Below are 20,285 nucleotides of genomic sequence, written 5' to 3'. Positions count from 1 at the left end.
AGGGTAAATTAACCCAAAAATCCGATCTGGAACCGGAAGCCAATCCGGGGATCGCAGACAGAGAGATCACCATGCCCGCCGCCAAAAGCGTTATTGCCAAATTGCCCCGCCTGACCCCGGACCGGTCGCTGGACAGTTTGACGCTGAGTTTCCTTAAAACCCTTGAATCCGAAGGAAAATTTAGCGGCGAGATCCATGCAGATTTCCCAACCCGTCTGATCCATGCCACCGATAACAGTGTCTATCAGGTGATGCCGCGCGCCGTGTTGCAGCCGCGTTCGCGCGATGACATCAATATCGTCATGGAAATGGCCGGTCGCGACAAATTCAGCGAGGTCAAAATCACCCCGCGCGGCGGTGGTACCGGCACCAATGGCCAGTCGCTTAACAACACCATCATTCTCGATACATCCAAGTATCTCAATAACATACTGGGTTTTGATAAGGAAAAGGCACTGGTTCATGTCGAACCGGGCGTGGTGCTGGATCAGCTGAATGCCTGGCTCAAACCCCATGGCTATTTCTTCCCGCCCGCTGTTTCAACCGCAAGCCGCGCCACCGTGGGCGGCATGATCGGATCGGACAGTTCGGGCAAGGGTTCGCGGATTTATGGCAAAACCAGCCACTATATCCATGACATGACCACGGTCCTGATTGATGGCACCGATTTCAACACCCGTGCGTTAAGTGCCTCAGAAGCCAGGGAAATCATGGATCGCGATGACCGCACCGGTCGGCTTTATCGCAAGGTCCATGACGAAATCGCGCCGCGTCGTGATCAGATCAATGCCACCTTCCCGGAAATGAACCGGGGATTGACCGGCTATAACCTCAAGGAAGCCGTTTCTGATCAAGGGGATATGAACCTTTCCTTCCTGATTGCCGGGGCCGAGGGCAGCCTTGGCATGGTCAAGGAAATCACCTTCCGCGTCATTCCGCTTCCCAAGCACAAGGCCATCACTGTTGTCCGGTATGACAGCTTTGATAGCGCCCTTCGTCACGTGCAAGCCCTTGTAAACTTTGATCCTGTTGCGATTGAAAGCATCGATGACAAGGTCATGAAACTGGCCGAGCAGGATGAAAGCTGGCACATGCTGGGCAAGCTTTTGGGCACGGAAAACAGTACTGTTGCTACGCGCGGCTTTAACGTCGTTGAATTTGTCGGCGAAACCCCCGAAGAAGTCGCCGCCAAACAGGACGAGCTGCGCGCATACCTTGATGGCAATCCCGACACGGATTACGCCCCCATCGGCTTTGTGCAGGCAACCGACCCCGGCCAGATTGCTGCGATCTGGTCAATCCGGGCCAAATCGGTGGGCTTGCTCGGCAATCTTGAAGGCAAACGCCGCGCGACACCATTCGTCGAAGATACCGCCGTCCCGCCCGAAAACCTTGCCGATTTCATTGCCGAATTCCGCGCCCTCCTTGATGCCGAAGGCCTTGATTACGGCATGTTTGGCCATGTCGATGTCGGGTGCCTGCATGTGCGCCCGCTTTTGGATATGGTAGATGAAGAAGACGAAGCGCGCCTGCGCCGGGTATCGGACGCAGTGGCAGAACTGACCAAGCGCTATAACGGCCTGATCTGGGGCGAACATGGCAAGGGATTCCGCGGCGAATACAGCCCGATCTATTTCGGGCCGGAGCTTTATGATGTTCTACGTCGCATCAAGGAAGCCTTTGATCCGGAGGGACAATTAAACCCCGGCAAGATCGCATCACCCTATTCCAAAAACATTCCGATCACCAAAATCGACGAAGCCCCGATGCGCGGGCAGATTGACCGCCAGATCGAAGATGCCCTTCGCGATGAATACCTTAATGCGACGCGCTGTAACGGCAACGGGGCCTGCTTTAACTGGGACCTGATGGATGCCATGTGCCCGTCCTATAAGGTCACGCGATCACGTGTGCATTCGCCCAAGGGCCGCGCCGGGATGCTGCGCGAATGGATCCGGCAGTTATCCGTCGGCACCGACCCAATGAACCAGGATTTGGCGGTGATCAACGGGCGCGATTTCTCGCACGATGTCTATGAATCCATGGCCGGTTGCCTGTCATGCAAGGCCTGTGCGGGGCAATGCCCGGTCAAGGTCGATATCCCGGAAATGAAATCCCGGTTTTTGGAGACCTATCACACCCGCTATAAACGCCCGGTGAAGGATTATGTCATTGCGAAACTTGAATATATGGCCCCGCTTCTGGCAAGTGTGCCCGGCCTGTTCAATGCCCTGCAATCGATCCCGCCGATGCCGTGGATTTTCAAACGTTTCATCGGTCTGACCGACCTGCCGAAGCTCCATAGCCAAGGCCTTAAATCGGGCTTGCGTGCGCGCGGGATTGGCAAATTCCGGCAGGCTGATCTTGATGTGCTAAGCTCTGAAGAAAAGGCCAGGTCGGTCATTATCCTGCAAGATTGCTTTACCACGCATTATGACACCGACGTGTTCCTTGCCCATGTGGATTTGCTGCAACGCCTTGGATACCGGGTGTTTGTGCCGCCCTATCGCCCCAATGGCAAGGCCATGCATGTCAAAGGGTTCCTGAAGAAATTCGATTATCAGGCCAAGCAAAACGATATCGTTTATGGCCGCATCGCCAAATCCGGTGTCGCCATGGTCGGGATCGAGGCCAGCGTGACGCTCACCTATCGCCAGGAATATGCCCAGCGCCTTTCAGACCGGCCGGACTACCGTGTGCATCTGTTCCATGAATGGCTGGCCGCCGAAATCAGTGACGGTCGCCTGATCGCACCCAAAATTGATAACGCCGTTAACATGGATACTCCGGCAAACCTGTTCCCCCATTGCACGGAAAAAACATCGATCCCCGATGTCGGCGTGAAATGGCAGAAAATCTTTGAGGCCTTTGGCCTTAAACTGACGGCGGAGAAAACCGGCTGCTGCGGCATGGCGGGCGTTTACGGCCACGAAACCCGCCACCAGGAAACCTCGCGCGAGTTGTACGATCTTAGCTGGAAAAAGAAAGTCGATGCCACGGGGGCCGAAAACATGCTGGTGACCGGCTATTCGTGCCGCTGTCAGGTGGACCGCTATGAAGGGGTCAAGCCGCAGCATCCGGTGGAATATCTGGCGCGGCATTTGGTTTGAGGATAAGAGATGGAACTTATACAAAACATTCTTGGTACGATCTTCGCGCTTGCAGTTGGCGTATTCGTCATACGGGTTTTCTGGGTAAGCGGTCGAGATCGCCGATCCAGCGACGGTCGAGAACATGGCTCACTGCCCGGCGCGCGGTACTATTCCGGATCAAATAGCGGCACCGGATCTGATCCTGGTGGTCGACCATAAATATCTCTGACAGTCCAACGTCTAAGGCTACGAAAGCCGCCAACCGGAGTCCCCATGATCCGTCACATCGTACTGACCAAATTCAAGGCCGAGGTCACCAAGGCCGAAATCGACAGCCTGTTTGCCAAGCTGGCAGACCTTCAAAGCCACATCCCCGGCATGCGCGGCTTTGATGGCGGCGTTTCGGTCAGCCCGGAGGGCCTGGAACAAGGCTTCCGCTACGGATTTTCAATTGACTTTGACGATGCGGAAGCACGTGACGCCTATCTGGAACACCCAGAGCACAAGGCCCTGGGCGGGCAGTTGGTTGGGCTGCTGGAAGGTGGTGTCGCCGGGTTGGTGGTGTTTGATCTGGTTGTCGAGTGATCTTCCTAATCTGGCAAAACCAGACTAATACCCAACTTCGCGTTTGCGTCTCTCTGCAATTGCCCTTAGTTCGCCAGCGCTAACTAATCTGTTCGACACGCGTTTCAACTCCAGCGTACCAGCTGTATTTCGCCCGTCTTTCCATCTCCTTTTCGTCCAGTAGACGCCATTCGCTTCGTTGTATTTGTCAGAGCGCAAGATCAAATCTGCGGCTCCCAAATGACACTCTTCGTCTGTCTGAACATGGCTCTGGTTCTCTTGCCGATAAACGTAGGAAAGATGAATATCCTCAGTGTGTTGATGCCTCCAAGGCTTGGCTGTAATTGAGTACGATTCCCCGTCAGTGGAAGTTAATACCGCTTGTATATGCACTCTAAACAATGAGTTTTTTATCTGTACGGCAATAGTATTGGGCTGCTCAGGAAGATCAAAAAGTTCTTCTTCGGTGATCGTTTCTGGCGATTGTGAACAAGCAATGAGCTTTTTGATTTTGGGCCAGTTCGACGACGTGGTTCCAAGCCACACACCGTTTAAATCGGGGAAAAACTTATTCAACATCGGCACCCAGCGCCAAAGTATCCGCCAAGGGGCGAAATACCACTTCGGACCAAAGAAGAATGAAACAATGAATAAAGTGATTAGTGGCAAAAACCGAACAATTGTTCGATCAGCGACTTCCTCCCCAAACGCCCGAAACATGTCGTCCACATAAACAGCACAACCCGTAAAAATCACGAGTAGAATTGAAACGATTTTCCAAGGCAGTAGTGGATACATAACGTTACTACACTTTTTTTTAATATATACACTTGCGGCTGACGAGTAACGCTACATATCCTAGGTTGCAAAGACACGGAGCACAACATGTATGATTACTCAAAGAGACTTGGCAAGTTCCACGAAGAAAAAGTACGACTAACACGGGAACAGCAAACAGATATGCGTAAGCGTCGGGAAACCAATCTCGACCGTATCAAGTCTGGACTGGAGGCACTGGAAAAGCCCGCTTTTGTTGAGACAATAAATCAAGGTGGCTACGCTCAGAAGACTATGACACAGCCGCCCGAGGCTGATCAAGAAAGCCGATATGATATTGATCTTGGGATAGTTTTTGATAGTGACGTTTCCGCAACGCCACGAACCACCCGTAAATGGGTTCGGGATGCGATCGCCAAAAAGTCTTCGAACATGAAGAACGACCCTGAAACCAAGAAAAAATGCGTCCGCGTGGTCTATGCAGACGGATATCAATGTGACTTTCCTGTTTTTCGCAAGTCTTTCAAAGCAGGTGCTTGGGTATACGAACTTTCCAACGGAGACGAGTGGATTGAGTCTGACCCGCAGGCAATGAACACTTGGATAGAAAATAGGGTCTCAAATCTGAGCCCAGAAGACTCCGGAAGCTACCAACTTCGGCGCATAATCCGCTTTGGAAAGTTCTTTGGAAAGGTTCATGCGAAACGCATCAACCGCAAGCTGCCAGCTGGGTTAGTAAATACGGCACTTTTCATAGAAGCTTACACCCCACACTTGAAACGGGATGACAAAGCGTTCCGCGAGACGCTTCGCAACATTTCAAACCGATCCAAAAATACTCCTGTTTATGCGAATGGAGTGCAAGTTTCCGATGCCAAAGACGTTGATCGAATTGAAAGACTGATTAGCCAAGCCAAGGATGCCGTCGAACAACTAGACAAGCTTGATCAGATAACTTCCGATGCTGAAGCGCAAAAAATCTGGAATAATGTGTTCAAACACAGCTTCTTCAGCGACGAGGATGAGAAATCGAGTACGGCGAACGAGACCCATAGTAGTGCTGGCATAGCAGCTGTTGCCTCCCCTTTCGTTGCATCCAAAGCCGCTGCGGAACTGACTGCAGAGGAAAAAGCACGGCGCATGGAGTCCGCAGTTCGGTCAAGAAGTGATAGCGGTGGTGGCGGGAAACCTTGGACCAACTAGCAGTTCCAGCTGACTTCCTCAATGAGGTCAAAGATGTCGTCGAAAAGCATCAGCCCGAGCTTTCGGTATATCAGAAACAAGGCATCGTCGTTCTAGAGGGTGTTTTTGTGGTTTCTTCTCCTGAGGAAGGCCCATTCGACTCATTCCAGATTCGGGCTGGGATATCACCTAATTTCCCCGAGAAAGAACCCTGCGTCTTCGAAACAGGGGAAAGAATTCCAAGAACGGCTGACCGGCATGTTTACCCAAATGAAGGACATTGCTGTCTCTGTATTTGGGAGGAATGGCTGCACACGACACCAACACCCTCGTTCGAGAACTTTCTAACCGGTGTCATGCATGATTACTTTGTCAGTCAAGTGTACTTCGAAACAAAGGGTGATTGGCCATACGGCCACCGGGCTCACGGTAGCGAGGGCGTAGTCGAGAGTTTTTCTGAACTACTCGGAGTTGAGCCTGATTTAGAAGTTATAGAGAACTACCTTCAAACTTTAAGCATGGGAAAACTTAAGGGGCACAATGACTGTCCATGCGGCAGCGGAGAACGCATCAGAAAATGCCACCGGGAACAGATAAACCAGCTTTCAGTGAAGTTCTCAAAAGTCTCAGCAACAGCAATGCTTGAACGCCTCAGAAATTCACTACCTGCGTAAAGATGGGATATCGATCATCCATTTTGATATCTTTTTCAACCTCGTAAAACGGAAGTATCTTGGTGAAGTAATGAGTAAAGGCAGCGCCTATTTCGAGCGCTGCCTTTTGGTTCTGATGCGTGTGGCGCGAGATTCCCGCCTTCGCGGGAATGACGGTTTGGGGTGGTGGCGGTGTGGTGATGGCGGCGGGTTGTGCCGGTCTGATTAGACCGGCGTTGACGTCACCAGATTGGATTTCTGCCGTGGCAGATATTTGCCGTCGCCTTTTTGCCCCGTAACTTCGCCGTCTTTGACCACGGTTTTGCCGCGCACGATGGTGTGGACGGGCCAGCCTTTGACTTCGAGGCCTTCATAGGGACTGTAGTCGCAGCCCTGTTGCAGGATGTCGTTGGTGATGGTGACGTTTTTGTTGGGGTCCCAAAGGGCGAGGTCGGCGTCCGAGCCAATCGCGATGGTGCCCTTTTGCGGGTACATGCCGTAAAGCTTGGCGTGATTTGTGGCGGTGAGTGCGACAAAGCGGTTGAGGTCGATGCGGCCTTTTTGAACACCTTCGGAAAACAGGATTGGCAGACGGGTTGCCACACCGGGGATGCCATTGGGGATCCAGCGGAAGCTTTTCTTGCCCTTTTCATTGAGCTTGCCTTCCGGGTCGTTAAAGCGGAACGGGCAATGGTCGGACGAGAACAGGTCAAACACACCGCGTTCCAGGCCATCCCAACAGGCGTCCTGACTTTCCTTGTCGCGTGGCGGCGGGGAGCAGACGAATTTCGCCCCTTCGAGTTCATTCTGATCAAGATCATCAGCCGTCAGCATGAGATATTGCGGGCAGGTTTCGCCCACCACCTTGCTGCCGCGCACCCGCGCCCGTTCGATTTCTTCCATGGCCTGCTGGTTCGACACATGGACAATCACAATCGGGGTATCGACGATTTCGGCCAGTGACAGCGCGCGATGGGTGGCTTCGCGTTCGGCGGCAATGGGGCGCGTGGTGGCGTGGGACTTGGCGGAGAATTCGCCGGCGGCCTCGTGCTGGCCGATCAGGAAGCGAATGGCGTCCTCGTTCTCGCAATGCACCAGCACCAGCGCGCCGGTATTGCGCGCGGCATCGAGCGTATCGAGGATTTCATTATCGCGCAGACGCAGGTTTTCATAGGTCATGAAGACCTTGAAGGAGGTATAGCCGTCCTCGACCAGGGCCGGGAGTTCCTGGCCCAGAACCGACGGCGTCGGGTCGGTGACGATCAGGTGGAAGGCCACATCAATATGGCAATTGCCATCGGCCTTGGCGTGATAGACGTCCAAGGAATGACGCAGGCTGTCGCCCTTTTCCTGCATGCAGAACGTAAGGATCGAGGTATTGCCGCCAATGGCGGCCGAACGAGTGCCGCTTTCGAAATCATCGGCCATGACGATGCCATCGCCGGATGGCTGATCAATATGGACGTGACTGTCGATCCCGCCCGGCATGACATAAAGCCCGGTGGCATCGATAATATCGTCGGCCCCGTCAAGGGAGGCAGCGATGGCAGAAATCCTGCCATCCTTGATGCCAAGATCGGCGACATAAGTGTCGCTGGCGGTGACGATGGTGCCGTTTTTGATGATGCGGTCAAACTGCATGATATGGCCTGCCCCCTTTATTGATCGGTTGTATCAAGCAGACGGTCAAAGGCCGCGGTCAGACGGTCCACCTGTTCGATGGTGTTATAATGCACCATGGAAACACGAACTGCCCCGCCATTATCAGACAGACCCAAAAATTCGACCAGACGGCGGGAATGAAAATCCCCAAAGCGGATGGCGATTTTTTCGCGGTCAATGATCTTGCAGACTTCCTCGGCGTTGCGATTATCGAACCGGAAACTGATGGTTGGAATGCGCGTGCCGTCGCGATTGTCGGCCTGCCCGATCACGACGCAGTCATTGCGCCCGCGCAGGTATGACAGCAACCGGTCGGTCAGGGCATTTTCCTGATTTGTGATGGCCTCATAGGCGGCAACGATTTTGTCACGCACCGATCCGGTTTCCCCGGCCCGTTCGCCCAGTTCGCACAGGTAATCGACAATACCGCACACCGAATAGGCCATTTCATAGCTTGGATTGCCGGGCTCGAGCTTTCCGGGGACTTTATCCTTGCCATAGAAGTAATGATAAAGCGTATCAAGTTCGAGAAGCAGGTCATACTTCCCGTACATCATCGCCCCGTGCGGACCATAGGTTTTATAGAGGCTAAAGACATAATAGTCGGCGTCAAAGGCCTGCACATCAATTGCGCGGTGTGGCGCATAGGCCACCGCATCAATACAGATTTTAGCACCATTGGCATGGGCATAATCGGCGAACTGACGCACCGGATTGATTTCACCGACAATGTTTGACACATGGGTGACACAGACCAGTTTGGTCTTGTCGGTCATCACGGCCTTAAGCCCGTCAAGATGCAGGCGCCCGGTCTTGGCATCGGGTTCCCAGAAGCGGATTTTGACGCCGAATTCTTCGAGTGCCACCCACGGCCCGATATTGGATTCATGATCGCCGATGGTAACAACGATTTCATCGCCAGCGGAAAACTGGCTGCGCATGGCGCGGGCAAGATTTTGCACAAGAACGGTGGTCGACGCACCGAAAATGATTTCCTCGGGGCGCGATGCATTGACCAGCTGTGCCGCGCTTTTACGGGCATCCATAAGGGCCTCGGCTGCGAGTTTGGAAACCTCGTAAGACCCGCCGATCTGCACATTACGATTGATCAGAAAGCTGTTGATGCGATCAAGCGCCTTGGTCAGGATCTGCGATCCCCCGGCATTGTCAAAGAACGTCCAGCCATTTGAAAGTGCAGGAAACTGGCTGTGGACATAATCCATATCAAGGGTGCGTGTGTTTGCCATGAAAGGCATCCTCCGGGTGTATGGTTTCTATTTTTAATGATCGAGAACGGCGTGGAGGAAATTCCGCGTGCGTTCTTCTTTGGGGGCGTCGAATATTTCGGTGGGTGTGCCGGCCTCGATGATGTTGCCACCATCCATGAACAGCACCCGGTCGGCGACCTGACGGGCAAAGCCCATTTCGTGGGTAACGACGACCATGGTCACACCAGTCCCGGCGAGCTTTTTCATCACGTCAAGCACCTCGCCGACCATTTCCGGATCAAGGGCCGATGTGGGTTCATCAAACAAAAGCACCTTGGGTTCCATGGCAAGCGCACGGGCAATGGCGACGCGCTGTTGCTGACCGCCGGAAAGCTGACCGGGATATTTATCGGCCTGCACCGAAATGCCCACACGTTCAAGCAGATCGCGCGCACGTTTTTCGGCATCGGCTTCGTTCATTTTGCGGACCCGGATCGGGGCCAGCATGACATTGCGCAAAACGGTCATGTGCGGGAACAGGTTGAAAGACTGAAACACCATGCCGACTTCGGCCCGAACATCGGCAAGATCGCGACCGGGGCGCACCGGAATGCCATCAACGATGATCTCGCCATCATCCTCGAACGGTTCGAGATGGTTGATGCAGCGGATCAGCGTTGATTTGCCAGATCCCGAAGGCCCGACAACACAAACCACCTCGCCCTGCGAAATTTCAAGATCGATGCCGTGCAGGACAGTGAAATTGCCATAGGCCTTACGGAGGTTTTTGATTTTGATCAGGGGCGCTTTCATCATGTTCTCCCGCGGCTAAAACGTTTTTCAAGACGGGCGACGAAACGCACCATCGGCAACAGCAAGATCAGATAGATCACAGCCGCCCCGATCAGTGGCGTCGGGTTGGCAGAAAGGGCCTGTGCCTGTGTTGCCTGTTTGAGCAGGTCGGGCATGGCAACAACCGATGCCAGTGCGGTGTCCTTGAGAACGTTGATGCAGTTATTGGTCAGTGGCGGGATAACGATGCGGATCGCCTGGGGCAGAATCACATCGGTCATGGTATAGCGGTTGGAAAGACCAAGGGCGGCGGATGCCTCGAACTGGCCTTTGGGGATGGCTTCGATCCCGGCGCGGAAGATTTCTGCGGTATAGGCCGCCGAAACCAGTGTCAGCGCCGTCACCGCCGAAAAGAACGGCGACAGACGAATGCCCACAAAAGGCAGCGCGTAATAAACAATGATCAAAAGCACCAGCAGCGGGATCGAGCGGAAAACATCAATATATCCGCGCACCAGCGCATTGGTCACCGGCCCGGCATAAAGCCGCAAAACCGCCAGAAAAAGACCGCCGATCAGACCGGCAATAATACTTGTGATACCAATCCCGATAGTCACAAGCAGGCCGTTTAGCAATTGCGGCAGGCTGGCAACCAGTACGGGGATGTTAAAGAAAGTCGAAAATAATTCCATTTCACCACCAGTTCAAATTCACCCTGCCGACAATGCCGGGAGCCGCATGCCAATATCGGGGGCATCACCGGCAGGGTTGATGTGCGATATGCGCGATTATTTCAGGGTCGGCATATCGAGCACTTTGACCGTCGAGGTGGTGTCTTCGGGAACGGCACCGAACCAGGTTTCATGCAGACCGGCGATGAAGCCTTCTTTTTTCAGTTCGGTGATCACATCATTGACCTCGGTTGCCAGCGGGGCATCCTTGTTGAACATGATCGAGTATTTTTCACCCGTGGTGATGCGCTCAACAACCTTGAGGCTCGGCTTGTCCTTGACGTAGTAAAGCAGTGCCGGAATGTCGCTGATATAGCCGTCAATACGGCCTGCGGTCAGATCAAGCATCGCAGGCGAAAGGCCTTCGTAGCGACGGACATCTTCGATGCCATATTCGCCACCGTTTTTGGTGACCCACATATCCCCCGTGGAGCCGGTATCAACACCGACAACCTTGCCCTTCATGGCATCAAGACCGGTGACACCGCCTGCTGCGGTCGCGGTCAGGGACTGGTCACTATCGTAATAAGGCTGTGCGAAGGTCACAGACTCAAGCCGCTTGTCGGTGATGGTGATCGAGGAAACTGCCATGTCGATACGGCCCGATTGCACCGCCGGGAACAGACCGTTGAACGGAATGTTGACGAATTCGACGCTTTTGCCCAGACGCTTGGCGATTTCATTGACCAGATCGACTTCAAAGCCAACCACGGTGCCGTCTGCGGTTTCGAATTCCCACGGAACGTTGCCGATATTCGCCCCGACCGTCAGATCGGCGGCATTGGCCGAGCTTGCGACACCCATCGCAAGAACCCCACCGACAACGGAAGCCGCAACATATGAAAAGAGCTTCATTTTATTATCCTTGTGTTTTTCGATATCCCTGATAACTACTGGTCTAACTGGTCAGACCAGTTAGACCACAAGGAAACATAAATCCGGAACCGTTGCAAGTGGGTTGGAGAAAAATCGTGACAAGCACACAACCAGCGCGGTATTCGCTTTAAGAACAAGGAACGAGGGAAGAGCAATGTTCAACAGGACCCTTTTGCCACAATCAGTGGCACGGGAAATTCAGGGGATGATTCAGGACGGCACCCTGAAGCCCGGCGAAAAGATTCCCTCGCAGCGCGAATTTGCTCAGAAATTCGGGGTAAGTCGCGCGTCGCTTCGCGAAGCCCTTTTAACGCTCGAAACCCTTGGCCTGATCAAGACCGAAGCCGGACGTGGCACCTTTGTTACCGCCGGTGGCACAAAATCAGAAGGCGATATGGCGCCCTGGCGCTATTCGGAAACCCATAGCGTTTTTGACGTTTTCCAGACCCGTCTGATCCTCGAAGGTGAAATCACGGCACTGGCCTGCGGCCGGTTGGCAGCAACCCAGTTTGAAGCCATGGAAGATGCCACCAACCGCATGGAAAAATGCTGGGCCGATCAGGACCTTATTGCCAATGTCGAGGCCGACCTTGAGTTCCACGGCACCATCGTGGCGGCATGCAGCAACAGCATGTTGCGTGATCTTTACAAAACCGTGCGCGATCAGATCACCGAAACCCAGCGCCAGCCGATTCCGATCACCGATCCGGAACGCATGCGCGAATCCATTGGCGAACATCGCAAAATCATGGCGGCCCTGCGCGACAATGACGCGGACCGTGCCCGCAAGGAAATGCAGGCACATGTGCGCAATACCGCACGCTGTGCGGGTTTACAGGCCTAGCGCCCCTCCCCTTACAAAAACGGCAGCATGTTTTTGACGTGCTCGGCGAAGGCGGTTGTAGCGGGGTTTTGGGTGCCCTCGCCTGCCATCACCTTAAGGCCCAGCTTGGGCAAGGCCGGTAGCGGCGCTTTGAGGATGTAAAGGTCATTGGGCACCGCCTTTTGCATCATCACACTGATGGCAAGCCCCGAACGGGCCACCGCGATCAGGCCGGTCAGGCTGCTGCTGGCATAGGAAATCTTGTAGGGAATTCCGACGGCCTCGATGGCATCACAGGCGGCCTTGTGATCAAGGGCATTTGATGCGGGCAAGGCCAGCGGGATGGTTCGGGCGGTTGTCCGGCTGTTGCCTGCCCCCTCTCCGATCCCGTTTCCAATCCCGTTTCCGCCCCCTGTGCCGAAATCATGCAGATCAAGGGTCGGTTTGGCCCCGACCCAGGCCAGTTGTTCGGTCCTTGCGATATCGGGTTCCCCGTCCGGGTTGGCGACCGAGACCAGTGCGAGATCAATCTGGCGCGCGCGCAGCATTTTATGCAATTCCGGCGTCGGGGCCGAAACCACCTTGATCTCCACATCCGGATAGATCGTCCCGAAGCTTTTAAGCAGGGCCGGGAAGAAGGCGATCAGGTAATCCTCGGGACAGCCAAATACCATGGAACCGCGAAGGCCCCGATCGGAAAAGGCAAAGACTGCCTCGTCATGGAGTTTTAATATCCGTTCGGCATAGCCAAGGAACCGTTCACCACTTCCGGTAAGGCGAACGCCACTGCCACTGCGGTGAAAAAGCGTCTGGCCCAGCGCATCTTCAAGACGTTGAATTTGCATGGTGACGGTTGATTGCGTGCGCCCGACCTGAAGCGCGGTGGCACTCAGCGTCCCGGAATGGGCGGCGCGCACAAAGGTCGTCAGCAGTTTGAGATCAAGCAAGGTTTGCATCGCTTTGACACCGCATATCAATTTTTCCAATACCGGAATGCCATCATTATCAATTTTACGAAGATATCAACAGCCGATACCCTGTGACCATCAAAGACACATGCTGACGGGGAGCCGATCATGTCAAACAATGCCGATCCGAAATTCTGGGATGCTGCCCAAAAACACCTGATCCGCTATGGCGGAACGTTTGAGCCCGCAATCATTGAACGTGCCAAGGGATCGTTTGTCTATGACGCCGACAACCGCGCGATCCTTGATTTCACATCCGGGCAGATGAGTGCGGTTTTGGGACATGGGCACCCGAAAATCGTCGAAACCGTGCAGCGGCAGGTCGAAACCGTTGCCCATCTGTTTAGCGGCATGTTGAGCCGCCCGGTGGTGACCTTGGCCGAACGGTTGGCCGCCCTTGCGCCGGGGCTTGATCGCGTGCTTTTGCTGTCGACGGGGGCCGAAAGCAACGAAGCGGCCATTCGCATGGCAAAGCTTGTGACCGGCAAACATGAGATTGTGGCGTTTTCCAAAAGCTGGCACGGGATGACCGGGGTTGCGGCATCGGCAACCTATAGTGCCGGGCGCAAGGGATATGGCCCGGCAGCCGTCGGATCGCTTGCCATCCCCGCCCCCAATGCCTTTCGCCCGCGTTTCAGGAATGCCGACGGGTCGCTTGACTGGCAGGCCGAGCTTGATGACGCCTTCACCCTGATTGATGCGCAATCGACCGGCAATCTGGCGGCATTCGTCGCCGAACCGATCTTATCCAGCGGCGGGATGCTGGAGCTTCCCAAGGGATACCTCGCAGCCCTTAAGCAGAAATGCCAGGAACGCGGGATGTTGCTTATTCTGGACGAGGCCCAGACCGGCATTGGCCGCACCGGCACCATGTTTGCCTTTGAACGCGATGGCGTGATGCCCGATATCATGACGCTTTCAAAAACCATCGGGGCGGGATTGCCGCTTTCGGCCGTTATGACCACGCCCGAAATCGAAGATGCCGCCCATGAAAAGGGGTATCTTTTCTATACCACCCACGTATCCGATCCCCTGCCCGCCGCCGTGGGTGTCACGGTGCTTGATGTGGTGGCCGAAGAAAACCTTGTGGCGCGGGCGGGTGTGATGGGCAAACGGCTGTTTGACGGGCTGGCCGTACTGAAAGACCAGTATTCATGTGTTGGCGATGTGCGTGGACGCGGGCTTATGCTGGGTATGGAGATCGTCAAGGATGGCGGTGCGCCTGATCATGATCTTGGCGCTGCGATTGCGCGTGAAGCGTTTAAACGCGGGCTTAGCATGAATATCGTCAAGCTTCCGGGCATGGGCGGCGTGTTCCGCATTGCCCCGCCCCTGACCATTTCCGAAGAAGAACTTGATCTTGGCATTTCGATCATTGGTGACAGCATTGCCGCAAGCCTTAATGGTCGCTGATCACGTTCAGATCAGTTGACAGACCAGACGAAACAAAGGTGAAATCAGGCAAAGTCAACCTTCACAAAGGCACTGTCATGATCCGCCATATCGTTCTGGTCAAATTCCAACCCGGCATCAAACAGGATGAAATCAACAGCCTGTTTGATGCCCTTGCCAATCTTGGCACCGTTATTCCCGGCATGCGGGGATTTGACGGAGGCGTTTCCGTCAGCCCGGAGAAGCTTGAACAGGGTTTCCGTCATGGTTTCTGCATTGATTTTGATGATGCCACCGCACGCGATGCCTATCTTGAACATCCCGAACATCAGAAACTCGGCGGGCAACTGGTCGGGATGCTTGACGGCGGATTGTCGGGGTTGGTGGTGTTTGATCTTGAGATTACGTGATCAATTTTAGCAACTTCCTTCCTGCTCTTATGAACAGTATCCCAGCATGTTCAATACTTTAAGATGGAAAGACATTTGGACGCGCAAGAGCAGGAAATTTGAAGAAATGCCAAACGAGTGCATTTGTGAGAAAAGTAACTCACGTACTTATATCGACGTGCACTGTGAGACATGTGCGGGGAAAATACGTCGCTTCAAGGTGCGGAAACCCTTCATGATGATAGCGTTGATTTCCTCACTTTCCGCTGCAGGAGGAATTTGGGCCGAGAACGCGATATTGCAAAACCGCTTACCCATGGAAGAAGAATACTCCTTAATCTCAGCATGTGTTGATCAGGAAAGCCGAAAATCTCTACTTTCCCCATCTCAACGAATAAAGTTGGAAGAGGACGCACTAAGTCTGTGCGTTTGCACCTTCTCAAAAGCATTGAATGACACTCCCGACCATACTGAACGCGCCTTTGCAATTGCCCTCGAAGAGAGTGCTAATGAATGTAAAAAGGATGACGGCTGGTTTTAGCCGTCATCCAAACAAACTTTCTACTTACCTTTCGGAGGATTGTTTCCGCGACCTCCTCCCGACTTCTCGCCAGTCGTGGACGGCCAATTCGGATTAGAATTACCACCTGATTGTTTTGCCATTTTTAGCTCCTGAATGTTTGATTAAATGTTCAGACTGAACAACGAAACCATAAATCAGGGGCCGGGGACACTTGGGGACATTAGCCACAGAAATGACCAATCCAGTTGAAATTTCTGCAAAAATTCGAACACTTCTCGAGCAACATGACATAAGTGTCAAAGCTTTCTCTGATCTCATTTTAGGTACCGATGAACGAAATGGTCCCGAAAACATGAGCGACGCTGAAAGAAAAAAACACTACGAAAGGCTCAAGAAATGGTTACGACGGGCTTCGCCTAAACTAGTGCCTTGCTACAACATTTTGCTTGATTACCTTGATGCTGTACCCAACTCCCAAAAAAGCATCGAACACGAAATCCAAAACACCCGTCAGAACCGAATCCCTCATAACTTTCAGAACATGGCCCGAGGCATAGGAAAAGAAATCCGCGAGCATCTTGAGGAACAAATCACAGAGTATGACTAATGGTTCGTCAAGACCATCAGCTGATTAAAGGGCTCTCACTATGAGAGCGGACCATTCGAAGTTTACTGTCAGCGTCCAGACTTTGAAGAGCTTCACTTTGCGCAACATCAAAGAATGCAGTGCGGCAACCCATTAGGATCATTCCAGAAAATCGGACATTGCAAGCGTAAGCGAACTCTGGTCAGATAATACGATCCGAGATTGTAAATTCCTTGCCGACATGTTCGAGGGTCAGAACCCTAGCCCCGTTTCCGGAGGATGGAATGAAGAACCTGCGTTCTTTGATGATTGTTCTTGTGGTGATTGTTGCAGCGGCCAGTGGCGGCTTTGCCTATTGGAAATCGCAGCAATCCGAACTTCCATCCTATATCGCATCGGGCAATGGCCGCATTGAAGCCGAAGAAATCCGGGTGGCGACCAAATATGCCGGGCGGATTGATGAAGTCCTTGTCGATGAGGGCGATACAGTCACGACCGGTCAGGTTCTTGCACGCATGGATACCGCCGAACTGATGGCCAGTCAGGCGCGCGCACGGGCCGAAGTTGCCGGTGCCGAACAGGGTATCGCCGAGGCCGAGGCCCTGATTGTCCAGCGCCAAAGCGAGCTTTCCTTTGCCCAGCAGCAATTGGTACGCGCCAATGAACTGGTCAAAAACAACAACATTTCGCGTGAACAGGTCGATCAGCGCCGCGCAGACCGCGATGTTGCACAGGCCGCGCTCAGTGCTGCCGAGGCCCGGCTGGTCAGCGCCCGGCGCAATGTCGAGGCGACCGAGGCCGAACTCAGACGCATCCAGGTACAGATTGATGATTCTGTCCTGAAAGCCCCGCGTGACGGGCGTGTGCAATATCGCCTTGCCGAACCGGGTGAGGTTTTATCGGGTGGCGGACCGGTCATCACGTTGATTGATCTGACCGATGTTTACATGAATGTGTTCCTGCCAACCCGTCAGGCAGGCCTTGCCTTTGTCGGTAACGAGGCGCGCATCATTCTGGATGCGGCACAGGGCTTTGTGATCCCGGCCAGGGTATCGTTTGTCGCCGATGATGCGCAATTCACCCCGCGTGAAGTCGAAACGCGGTCGGAACGTGACAAGCTGATGTTCCGGGTCAAGATCCGCATTGATCGGGAATTGCTTTCTGAACATATCAAGCGGGTCAAAACCGGCCTTCCGGGTGAGGCCTATATCATGCTGGCCGATCATAATGACTGGCCCGCCGAATTCACCCCCAATGTGCCCGATGACGCCACCCTTCGCCAGAGCCTGCAATAATGGCGGGCGTGGCGGCGCATCCTGATCCCGGCACTGATTTTGCCGTGCGGCTTCGTGATGTTTGCCATCGCTATGGCAAGGTCACAGCCCTTGATCATATCCATCTGGAAATTCCGACCGGACAGACTGTGGGCTTTATCGGCCCCGATGGTGTGGGGAAATCATCGGCCCTTGCCCTGATATCAGGTGCGCGCAAAGGTCAGGACGGGCTGGTCGAGACACTGGGCAGATCCATGAGCGACAGCGCGCATCGCAATGCGGTCCTGCCCCGGATTGCCTATATGCCCCAGGGGCTTGGCAAGAACCTTTATATGGACCTGACGATCCGTGAGAACCTTGATTTCTTTGGGCGTCTGTTCGGTCAGGGCAAACGCGAGCGCAATGAACGCATTGCGTCGCTGACCAGGGCAACCGGACTGGCCCCGTTTACCGAGCGCCCGGCGGGCAAGCTTTCGGGCGGGATGAAACAGAAGCTGGGGCTTTGCTGCGCGCTTATTCATGATCCCGATATCCTGATCCTTGATGAACCGACCACCGGGGTTGATCCCCTGTCGCGTCGGCAGTTCTGGCAACTGATTGATGCCATCCGCGAAACCCGAAGCGAAATGACGGTTCTGGTCGCCACCGCCTATATGGATGAAGCTGCGCGGTTTGATCATCTGATTGCGATGAATGACGGCAAGGTATTGGCGACCGGTAGTGCCGACGAGATTTTAAGCCGGACGGGGACCGAGAGCCTTGAAGCAGCCTTCATCGCGCTTTTACCCGAAGAAGAACGTAGCGGGCATCATGAGCTGATCATTCCGCCCCGCACGAAAAATGGCGACATACCGGCCATCGTTGCCGAAAATCTTACCCAGCGATTTGGCAATTTTACCGCCGTCGACAATGTCAGTTTTCGCATCGAAAAAGGCGAGATTTTCGGGTTCCTCGGATCAAATGGCTGTGGCAAGACCACGACCATGAAGATGCTGACCGGGCTTTTGGCAGCGACCGAAGGCACGGCAGAACTTTTTGGCAAACCGGTTGACGGGCAGGATATCGAACTGCGCCGCCGGGTTGGCTATATGAGTCAGGCCTTTTCACTTTATTCCGAACTGACCGTTCTTCAGAACCTTGAGCTGCATGCAAGACTGTTTCACCTGCCCGATGATCAGATCAAACCGCGGATTGCCGAACTTTCAGACCGGTTCGGGCTCAGTGAATATCACGACGATCTGTCCGAACGCCTGCCACTTGGTGTGCGACAGCGCCTGTCGCTTGCGGTTGCGATCATTCATGACCCGGAAATCCTGATCCTTGATGAACCGACATCGGGTGTGGATCCGGTGGCACGTGACGGGTTCTGGGAATTGCTGGTCGAGCTTTCACGCAAACAGGGCGTGACGATCTTTATTTCCACCCATTTCATGAATGAGGCCGAGCGATGTGATCGCATATCGCTGATGCATGCGGGCAAGGTTCTGATCAGCGACACACCCGACGCCATTACCAGGGGGCGTGGATGTGCGACACTTGAAGAAGCCTTTATCAGCTATCTGGTGGAAGCCAGCGGCGAACAGGAAAGCGCACCTGAACCGGACCCCGATCAGATTGCAGGCGATGATATCCAGCCTGATCACTGGAAACCGGCAAAGGCATCGATCTTCAGCCCAAGGCGGTTATGGGCCTATTCACTGCGCGAGACCATGGAACTGATCCGTGATCCGATCCGGTTGATGTTTGCCCTGATCGGGACGGCGATCCTGATGCCTGTCTTTGGTTATGGCATTACCTTTGACGTTGAAAACCTGACCTATGCGGTTTTGGATCGCGATCAGACGCCAGAAAGCCGGACCTATATCGAAAACCTGTCGGGATCGCGCTATTTCGAAGAGCAACCCGCACTGATCAGCAATAACGATCTTGAGGCGCGGTTGTTGTCAGGTGACATATCGCTGGCGATTGAAATTCCGCCGGGTTTCGGACGGGATGTCGGCCGGGGGGCAAGCCCGGAAATCGGGGCGTTCATTGACGGAACCATGCCATTTCGGGCCGAGACGATTCACGGCTATGTCGAAGGCATTCATCAACGATACCTGGCCGAAAGTGCACGTCGCGCGCAAGGCAGCGCGTCATCCCCCCTGCCGATCCGGATCGAAACCCGGTATCGCTATAATCAGGATTTCAAAAGCATCTATGCCATGGTGCCATCGGTGATTGCCCTGCTTCTGATGTTTATTCCCGCCGTCCTGATGGCGGTAGGCGTGGTGCGCGAAAAGGAACTGGGATCAATCACCAATCTTTATGTGACGCCGGTATCGAAACTTGAATTCCTGCTGGGCAAACAGTTGCCCTATATCGGGCTTGGGCTGATCAACTTTGTTCTGATGACAGCGATGGCGCTGTTCTGGTTCGAGGTACCGTTGCGTGGCAACGGATTGACGCTTTTGGTCGGTGCAACCCTGTTTGTGATTGCGACCACCGGGCTCGGACTTCTGATTTCGTCCTTTACCAGCACCCAGATCGCCGCCCTGTTCGGCACAGCGATCATTACCATGGTGCCATCGGTGATGTTTTCAGGGATGATGCAGCCGATCTCGTCGCTTGAGGGCGCGCCTGCGGTACTTTCGACCATCATCCCGACATCCCATTTCATGTCGATCAGTGTCGGCACCTTTACCAAGGCGCTGGGCTTTGCCGAACTTTATCCCGAACTGATCAAGCTTGCGATATTCTTCCCGGCCCTAAGTGTGATTTCGATGCTGCTTTTGAAAAAGCAGGAGGTGTAAG

General features: G+C 54.0%; 19 protein-coding genes. 12 read left to right on the top strand and 7 right to left on the bottom strand.

The window, feature by feature from the left end; translation table 11 throughout:
- Positions 1–71 precede the first annotated feature (71 nt).
- On the top strand, positions 72–3,110 hold the full coding sequence (locus ACTU44_RS10390) for an FAD-binding and (Fe-S)-binding domain-containing protein (RefSeq protein ID WP_462097381.1): 3,039 nt from the start codon (positions 72–74) through the stop codon (positions 3,108–3,110).
- Positions 3,111–3,365: 255 nt separating this feature from the next.
- Positions 3,366–3,677 (top strand): Dabb family protein, encoded by a 312-nt coding sequence (locus ACTU44_RS10385; protein ID WP_462097380.1) that lies wholly within the window; start codon positions 3,366–3,368, stop codon positions 3,675–3,677.
- A 24-nt stretch (positions 3,678–3,701) separates the two neighbouring features.
- Here ACTU44_RS10385 and ACTU44_RS10380 read toward each other — a convergent pair whose 3' ends face one another.
- Entirely contained in the window at positions 3,702–4,454 is a 753-nt protein-coding gene (locus tag ACTU44_RS10380) for a Cap15 family cyclic dinucleotide receptor domain-containing protein (protein ID WP_462097379.1), read from the bottom strand.
- Positions 4,455–4,541: 87 nt separating this feature from the next.
- Between ACTU44_RS10380 and ACTU44_RS10375 the strand changes: the two genes are divergently transcribed.
- The 3 genes from ACTU44_RS10375 to ACTU44_RS10365 all read left to right on the top strand — a co-directional run bounded on the left by ACTU44_RS10375 (position 4,542) and on the right by ACTU44_RS10365 (position 6,497).
- A complete protein-coding gene (locus ACTU44_RS10375; protein ID WP_462097378.1) occupies positions 4,542–5,636 on the top strand; it encodes a cyclic GMP-AMP synthase DncV-like nucleotidyltransferase in 1,095 nt (364 codons plus the stop codon).
- Positions 5,624–6,289: a hypothetical protein gene (locus ACTU44_RS10370; RefSeq protein ID WP_462097377.1), complete on the top strand. Its 666-nt coding sequence runs from the start codon at positions 5,624–5,626 to the stop codon at positions 6,287–6,289. The genes ACTU44_RS10375 and ACTU44_RS10370 overlap by 13 nt, the downstream gene beginning before the upstream one ends.
- A 70-nt stretch (positions 6,290–6,359) precedes the next feature.
- A complete protein-coding gene (locus ACTU44_RS10365) occupies positions 6,360–6,497 on the top strand; it encodes a hypothetical protein (protein ID WP_462097376.1) in 138 nt (45 codons plus the stop codon).
- On the opposite strand, the gene hydA is transcribed toward ACTU44_RS10365, so the two are convergent.
- The 5 genes from hydA to ACTU44_RS10340 all read right to left on the bottom strand — a co-directional run bounded on the left by hydA (position 6,494) and on the right by ACTU44_RS10340 (position 11,516).
- On the bottom strand, positions 6,494–7,909 hold the full coding sequence (hydA, locus tag ACTU44_RS10360) for a dihydropyrimidinase (protein ID WP_462097375.1): 1,416 nt from the start codon (positions 7,907–7,909) through the stop codon (positions 6,494–6,496). The genes ACTU44_RS10365 and hydA overlap by 4 nt on opposite strands.
- A gap of 17 nt (positions 7,910–7,926) precedes the next feature.
- Positions 7,927–9,177 (bottom strand): cysteine desulfurase-like protein, encoded by a 1,251-nt coding sequence (locus tag ACTU44_RS10355; protein WP_462097374.1) that lies wholly within the window; start codon positions 9,175–9,177, stop codon positions 7,927–7,929.
- Positions 9,178–9,210: 33 nt separating this feature from the next.
- Positions 9,211–9,951, bottom strand: a complete 741-nt coding sequence (locus ACTU44_RS10350; protein ID WP_114099913.1) for an amino acid ABC transporter ATP-binding protein — start codon at positions 9,949–9,951, stop codon at positions 9,211–9,213.
- Positions 9,951–10,622 (bottom strand): amino acid ABC transporter permease, encoded by a 672-nt coding sequence (locus ACTU44_RS10345; protein ID WP_462097373.1) that lies wholly within the window; start codon positions 10,620–10,622, stop codon positions 9,951–9,953. Before ACTU44_RS10345 ends, ACTU44_RS10350 begins: the two co-directional genes overlap by 1 nt.
- A 96-nt stretch (positions 10,623–10,718) precedes the next feature.
- Positions 10,719–11,516, bottom strand: coding sequence for an ABC transporter substrate-binding protein (locus tag ACTU44_RS10340; RefSeq protein WP_114099879.1), 798 nt, complete (start codon positions 11,514–11,516; stop codon positions 10,719–10,721).
- Positions 11,517–11,691: 175 nt separating this feature from the next.
- On the opposite strand from ACTU44_RS10340, the gene ACTU44_RS10335 reads away from it, so the two are divergent.
- The gene (locus ACTU44_RS10335) at positions 11,692–12,381 is read left to right on the top strand and encodes a FadR/GntR family transcriptional regulator (protein WP_114099878.1); all 690 of its coding nucleotides are present in this window, start codon (positions 11,692–11,694) and stop codon (positions 12,379–12,381) included.
- 11 nt (positions 12,382–12,392) lie between these two features.
- On the opposite strand, the gene ACTU44_RS10330 is transcribed toward ACTU44_RS10335, so the two are convergent.
- Positions 12,393–13,316: a LysR family transcriptional regulator gene (locus tag ACTU44_RS10330; RefSeq protein WP_462097372.1), complete on the bottom strand. Its 924-nt coding sequence runs from the start codon at positions 13,314–13,316 to the stop codon at positions 12,393–12,395.
- 120 nt (positions 13,317–13,436) lie between these two features.
- Here ACTU44_RS10330 and ACTU44_RS10325 point away from each other — a divergent pair, with 120 nt between their 5' ends.
- The 6 genes from ACTU44_RS10325 (at position 13,437) to rbbA (ending at position 20,284) form a co-directional block, all read left to right on the top strand.
- Positions 13,437–14,741, top strand: coding sequence for an aspartate aminotransferase family protein (locus tag ACTU44_RS10325; RefSeq protein WP_462097371.1), 1,305 nt, complete (start codon positions 13,437–13,439; stop codon positions 14,739–14,741).
- Positions 14,742–14,779: 38 nt separating this feature from the next.
- Entirely contained in the window at positions 14,780–15,130 is a 351-nt protein-coding gene (locus ACTU44_RS10320; RefSeq protein ID WP_462097370.1) for a Dabb family protein, read from the top strand.
- A 214-nt stretch (positions 15,131–15,344) separates the two neighbouring features.
- Entirely contained in the window at positions 15,345–15,650 is a 306-nt protein-coding gene (locus ACTU44_RS10315; RefSeq protein WP_462097369.1) for a hypothetical protein, read from the top strand.
- Positions 15,651–15,864: 214 nt separating this feature from the next.
- Entirely contained in the window at positions 15,865–16,239 is a 375-nt protein-coding gene (locus tag ACTU44_RS10310; RefSeq protein ID WP_462097368.1) for a hypothetical protein, read from the top strand.
- A 263-nt stretch (positions 16,240–16,502) separates the two neighbouring features.
- The gene (locus ACTU44_RS10305; RefSeq protein ID WP_462097367.1) at positions 16,503–17,513 is read left to right on the top strand and encodes an HlyD family secretion protein; all 1,011 of its coding nucleotides are present in this window, start codon (positions 16,503–16,505) and stop codon (positions 17,511–17,513) included.
- Entirely contained in the window at positions 17,513–20,284 is a 2,772-nt protein-coding gene (gene rbbA / locus ACTU44_RS10300; protein WP_462097366.1) for a ribosome-associated ATPase/putative transporter RbbA, read from the top strand. The genes ACTU44_RS10305 and rbbA overlap by 1 nt, the downstream gene beginning before the upstream one ends.
- Position 20,285 lies beyond the last annotated feature (1 nt).

The organism is Thalassospira sp. SM2505, assembly GCF_054901115.1.
The sequence above is the reverse complement of the archived record's forward strand: the minus strand, read 5'-3'. Positions and strand labels throughout refer to the sequence as shown.

Bases quoted from the DNA above. Each gene is read 5' to 3' on its own strand.
- ACTU44_RS10305 (WP_462097367.1), top strand. From the start codon at position 16,503: ATGAAGAACCTGCGTTCTTTGATGATTGTTCTTGTGGTGATTGTTGCA.
- ACTU44_RS10365 (WP_462097376.1), top strand. From the start codon at position 6,360: ATGAGTAAAGGCAGCGCCTATTTCGAGCGCTGCCTTTTGGTTCTGATG.
- rbbA (WP_462097366.1), top strand. From the start codon at position 17,513: ATGGCGGGCGTGGCGGCGCATCCTGATCCCGGCACTGATTTTGCCGTG.
- ACTU44_RS10310 (WP_462097368.1), top strand. From the start codon at position 15,865: ATGACCAATCCAGTTGAAATTTCTGCAAAAATTCGAACACTTCTCGAG.
- ACTU44_RS10315 (WP_462097369.1), top strand. From the start codon at position 15,345: ATGATGATAGCGTTGATTTCCTCACTTTCCGCTGCAGGAGGAATTTGG.
- ACTU44_RS10355 (WP_462097374.1), bottom strand. From the start codon at position 9,177: ATGGCAAACACACGCACCCTTGATATGGATTATGTCCACAGCCAGTTT.
- ACTU44_RS10340 (WP_114099879.1), bottom strand. From the start codon at position 11,516: ATGAAGCTCTTTTCATATGTTGCGGCTTCCGTTGTCGGTGGGGTTCTT.
- ACTU44_RS10380 (WP_462097379.1), bottom strand. From the start codon at position 4,454: ATGTATCCACTACTGCCTTGGAAAATCGTTTCAATTCTACTCGTGATT.
- ACTU44_RS10345 (WP_462097373.1), bottom strand. From the start codon at position 10,622: ATGGAATTATTTTCGACTTTCTTTAACATCCCCGTACTGGTTGCCAGC.
- ACTU44_RS10325 (WP_462097371.1), top strand. From the start codon at position 13,437: ATGTCAAACAATGCCGATCCGAAATTCTGGGATGCTGCCCAAAAACAC.
- ACTU44_RS10390 (WP_462097381.1), top strand. From the start codon at position 72: ATGCCCGCCGCCAAAAGCGTTATTGCCAAATTGCCCCGCCTGACCCCG.
- ACTU44_RS10335 (WP_114099878.1), top strand. From the start codon at position 11,692: ATGTTCAACAGGACCCTTTTGCCACAATCAGTGGCACGGGAAATTCAG.
- ACTU44_RS10330 (WP_462097372.1), bottom strand. From the start codon at position 13,316: ATGCAAACCTTGCTTGATCTCAAACTGCTGACGACCTTTGTGCGCGCC.
- ACTU44_RS10375 (WP_462097378.1), top strand. From the start codon at position 4,542: ATGTATGATTACTCAAAGAGACTTGGCAAGTTCCACGAAGAAAAAGTA.
- ACTU44_RS10385 (WP_462097380.1), top strand. From the start codon at position 3,366: ATGATCCGTCACATCGTACTGACCAAATTCAAGGCCGAGGTCACCAAG.
- ACTU44_RS10350 (WP_114099913.1), bottom strand. From the start codon at position 9,951: ATGAAAGCGCCCCTGATCAAAATCAAAAACCTCCGTAAGGCCTATGGC.
- hydA (WP_462097375.1), bottom strand. From the start codon at position 7,909: ATGCAGTTTGACCGCATCATCAAAAACGGCACCATCGTCACCGCCAGC.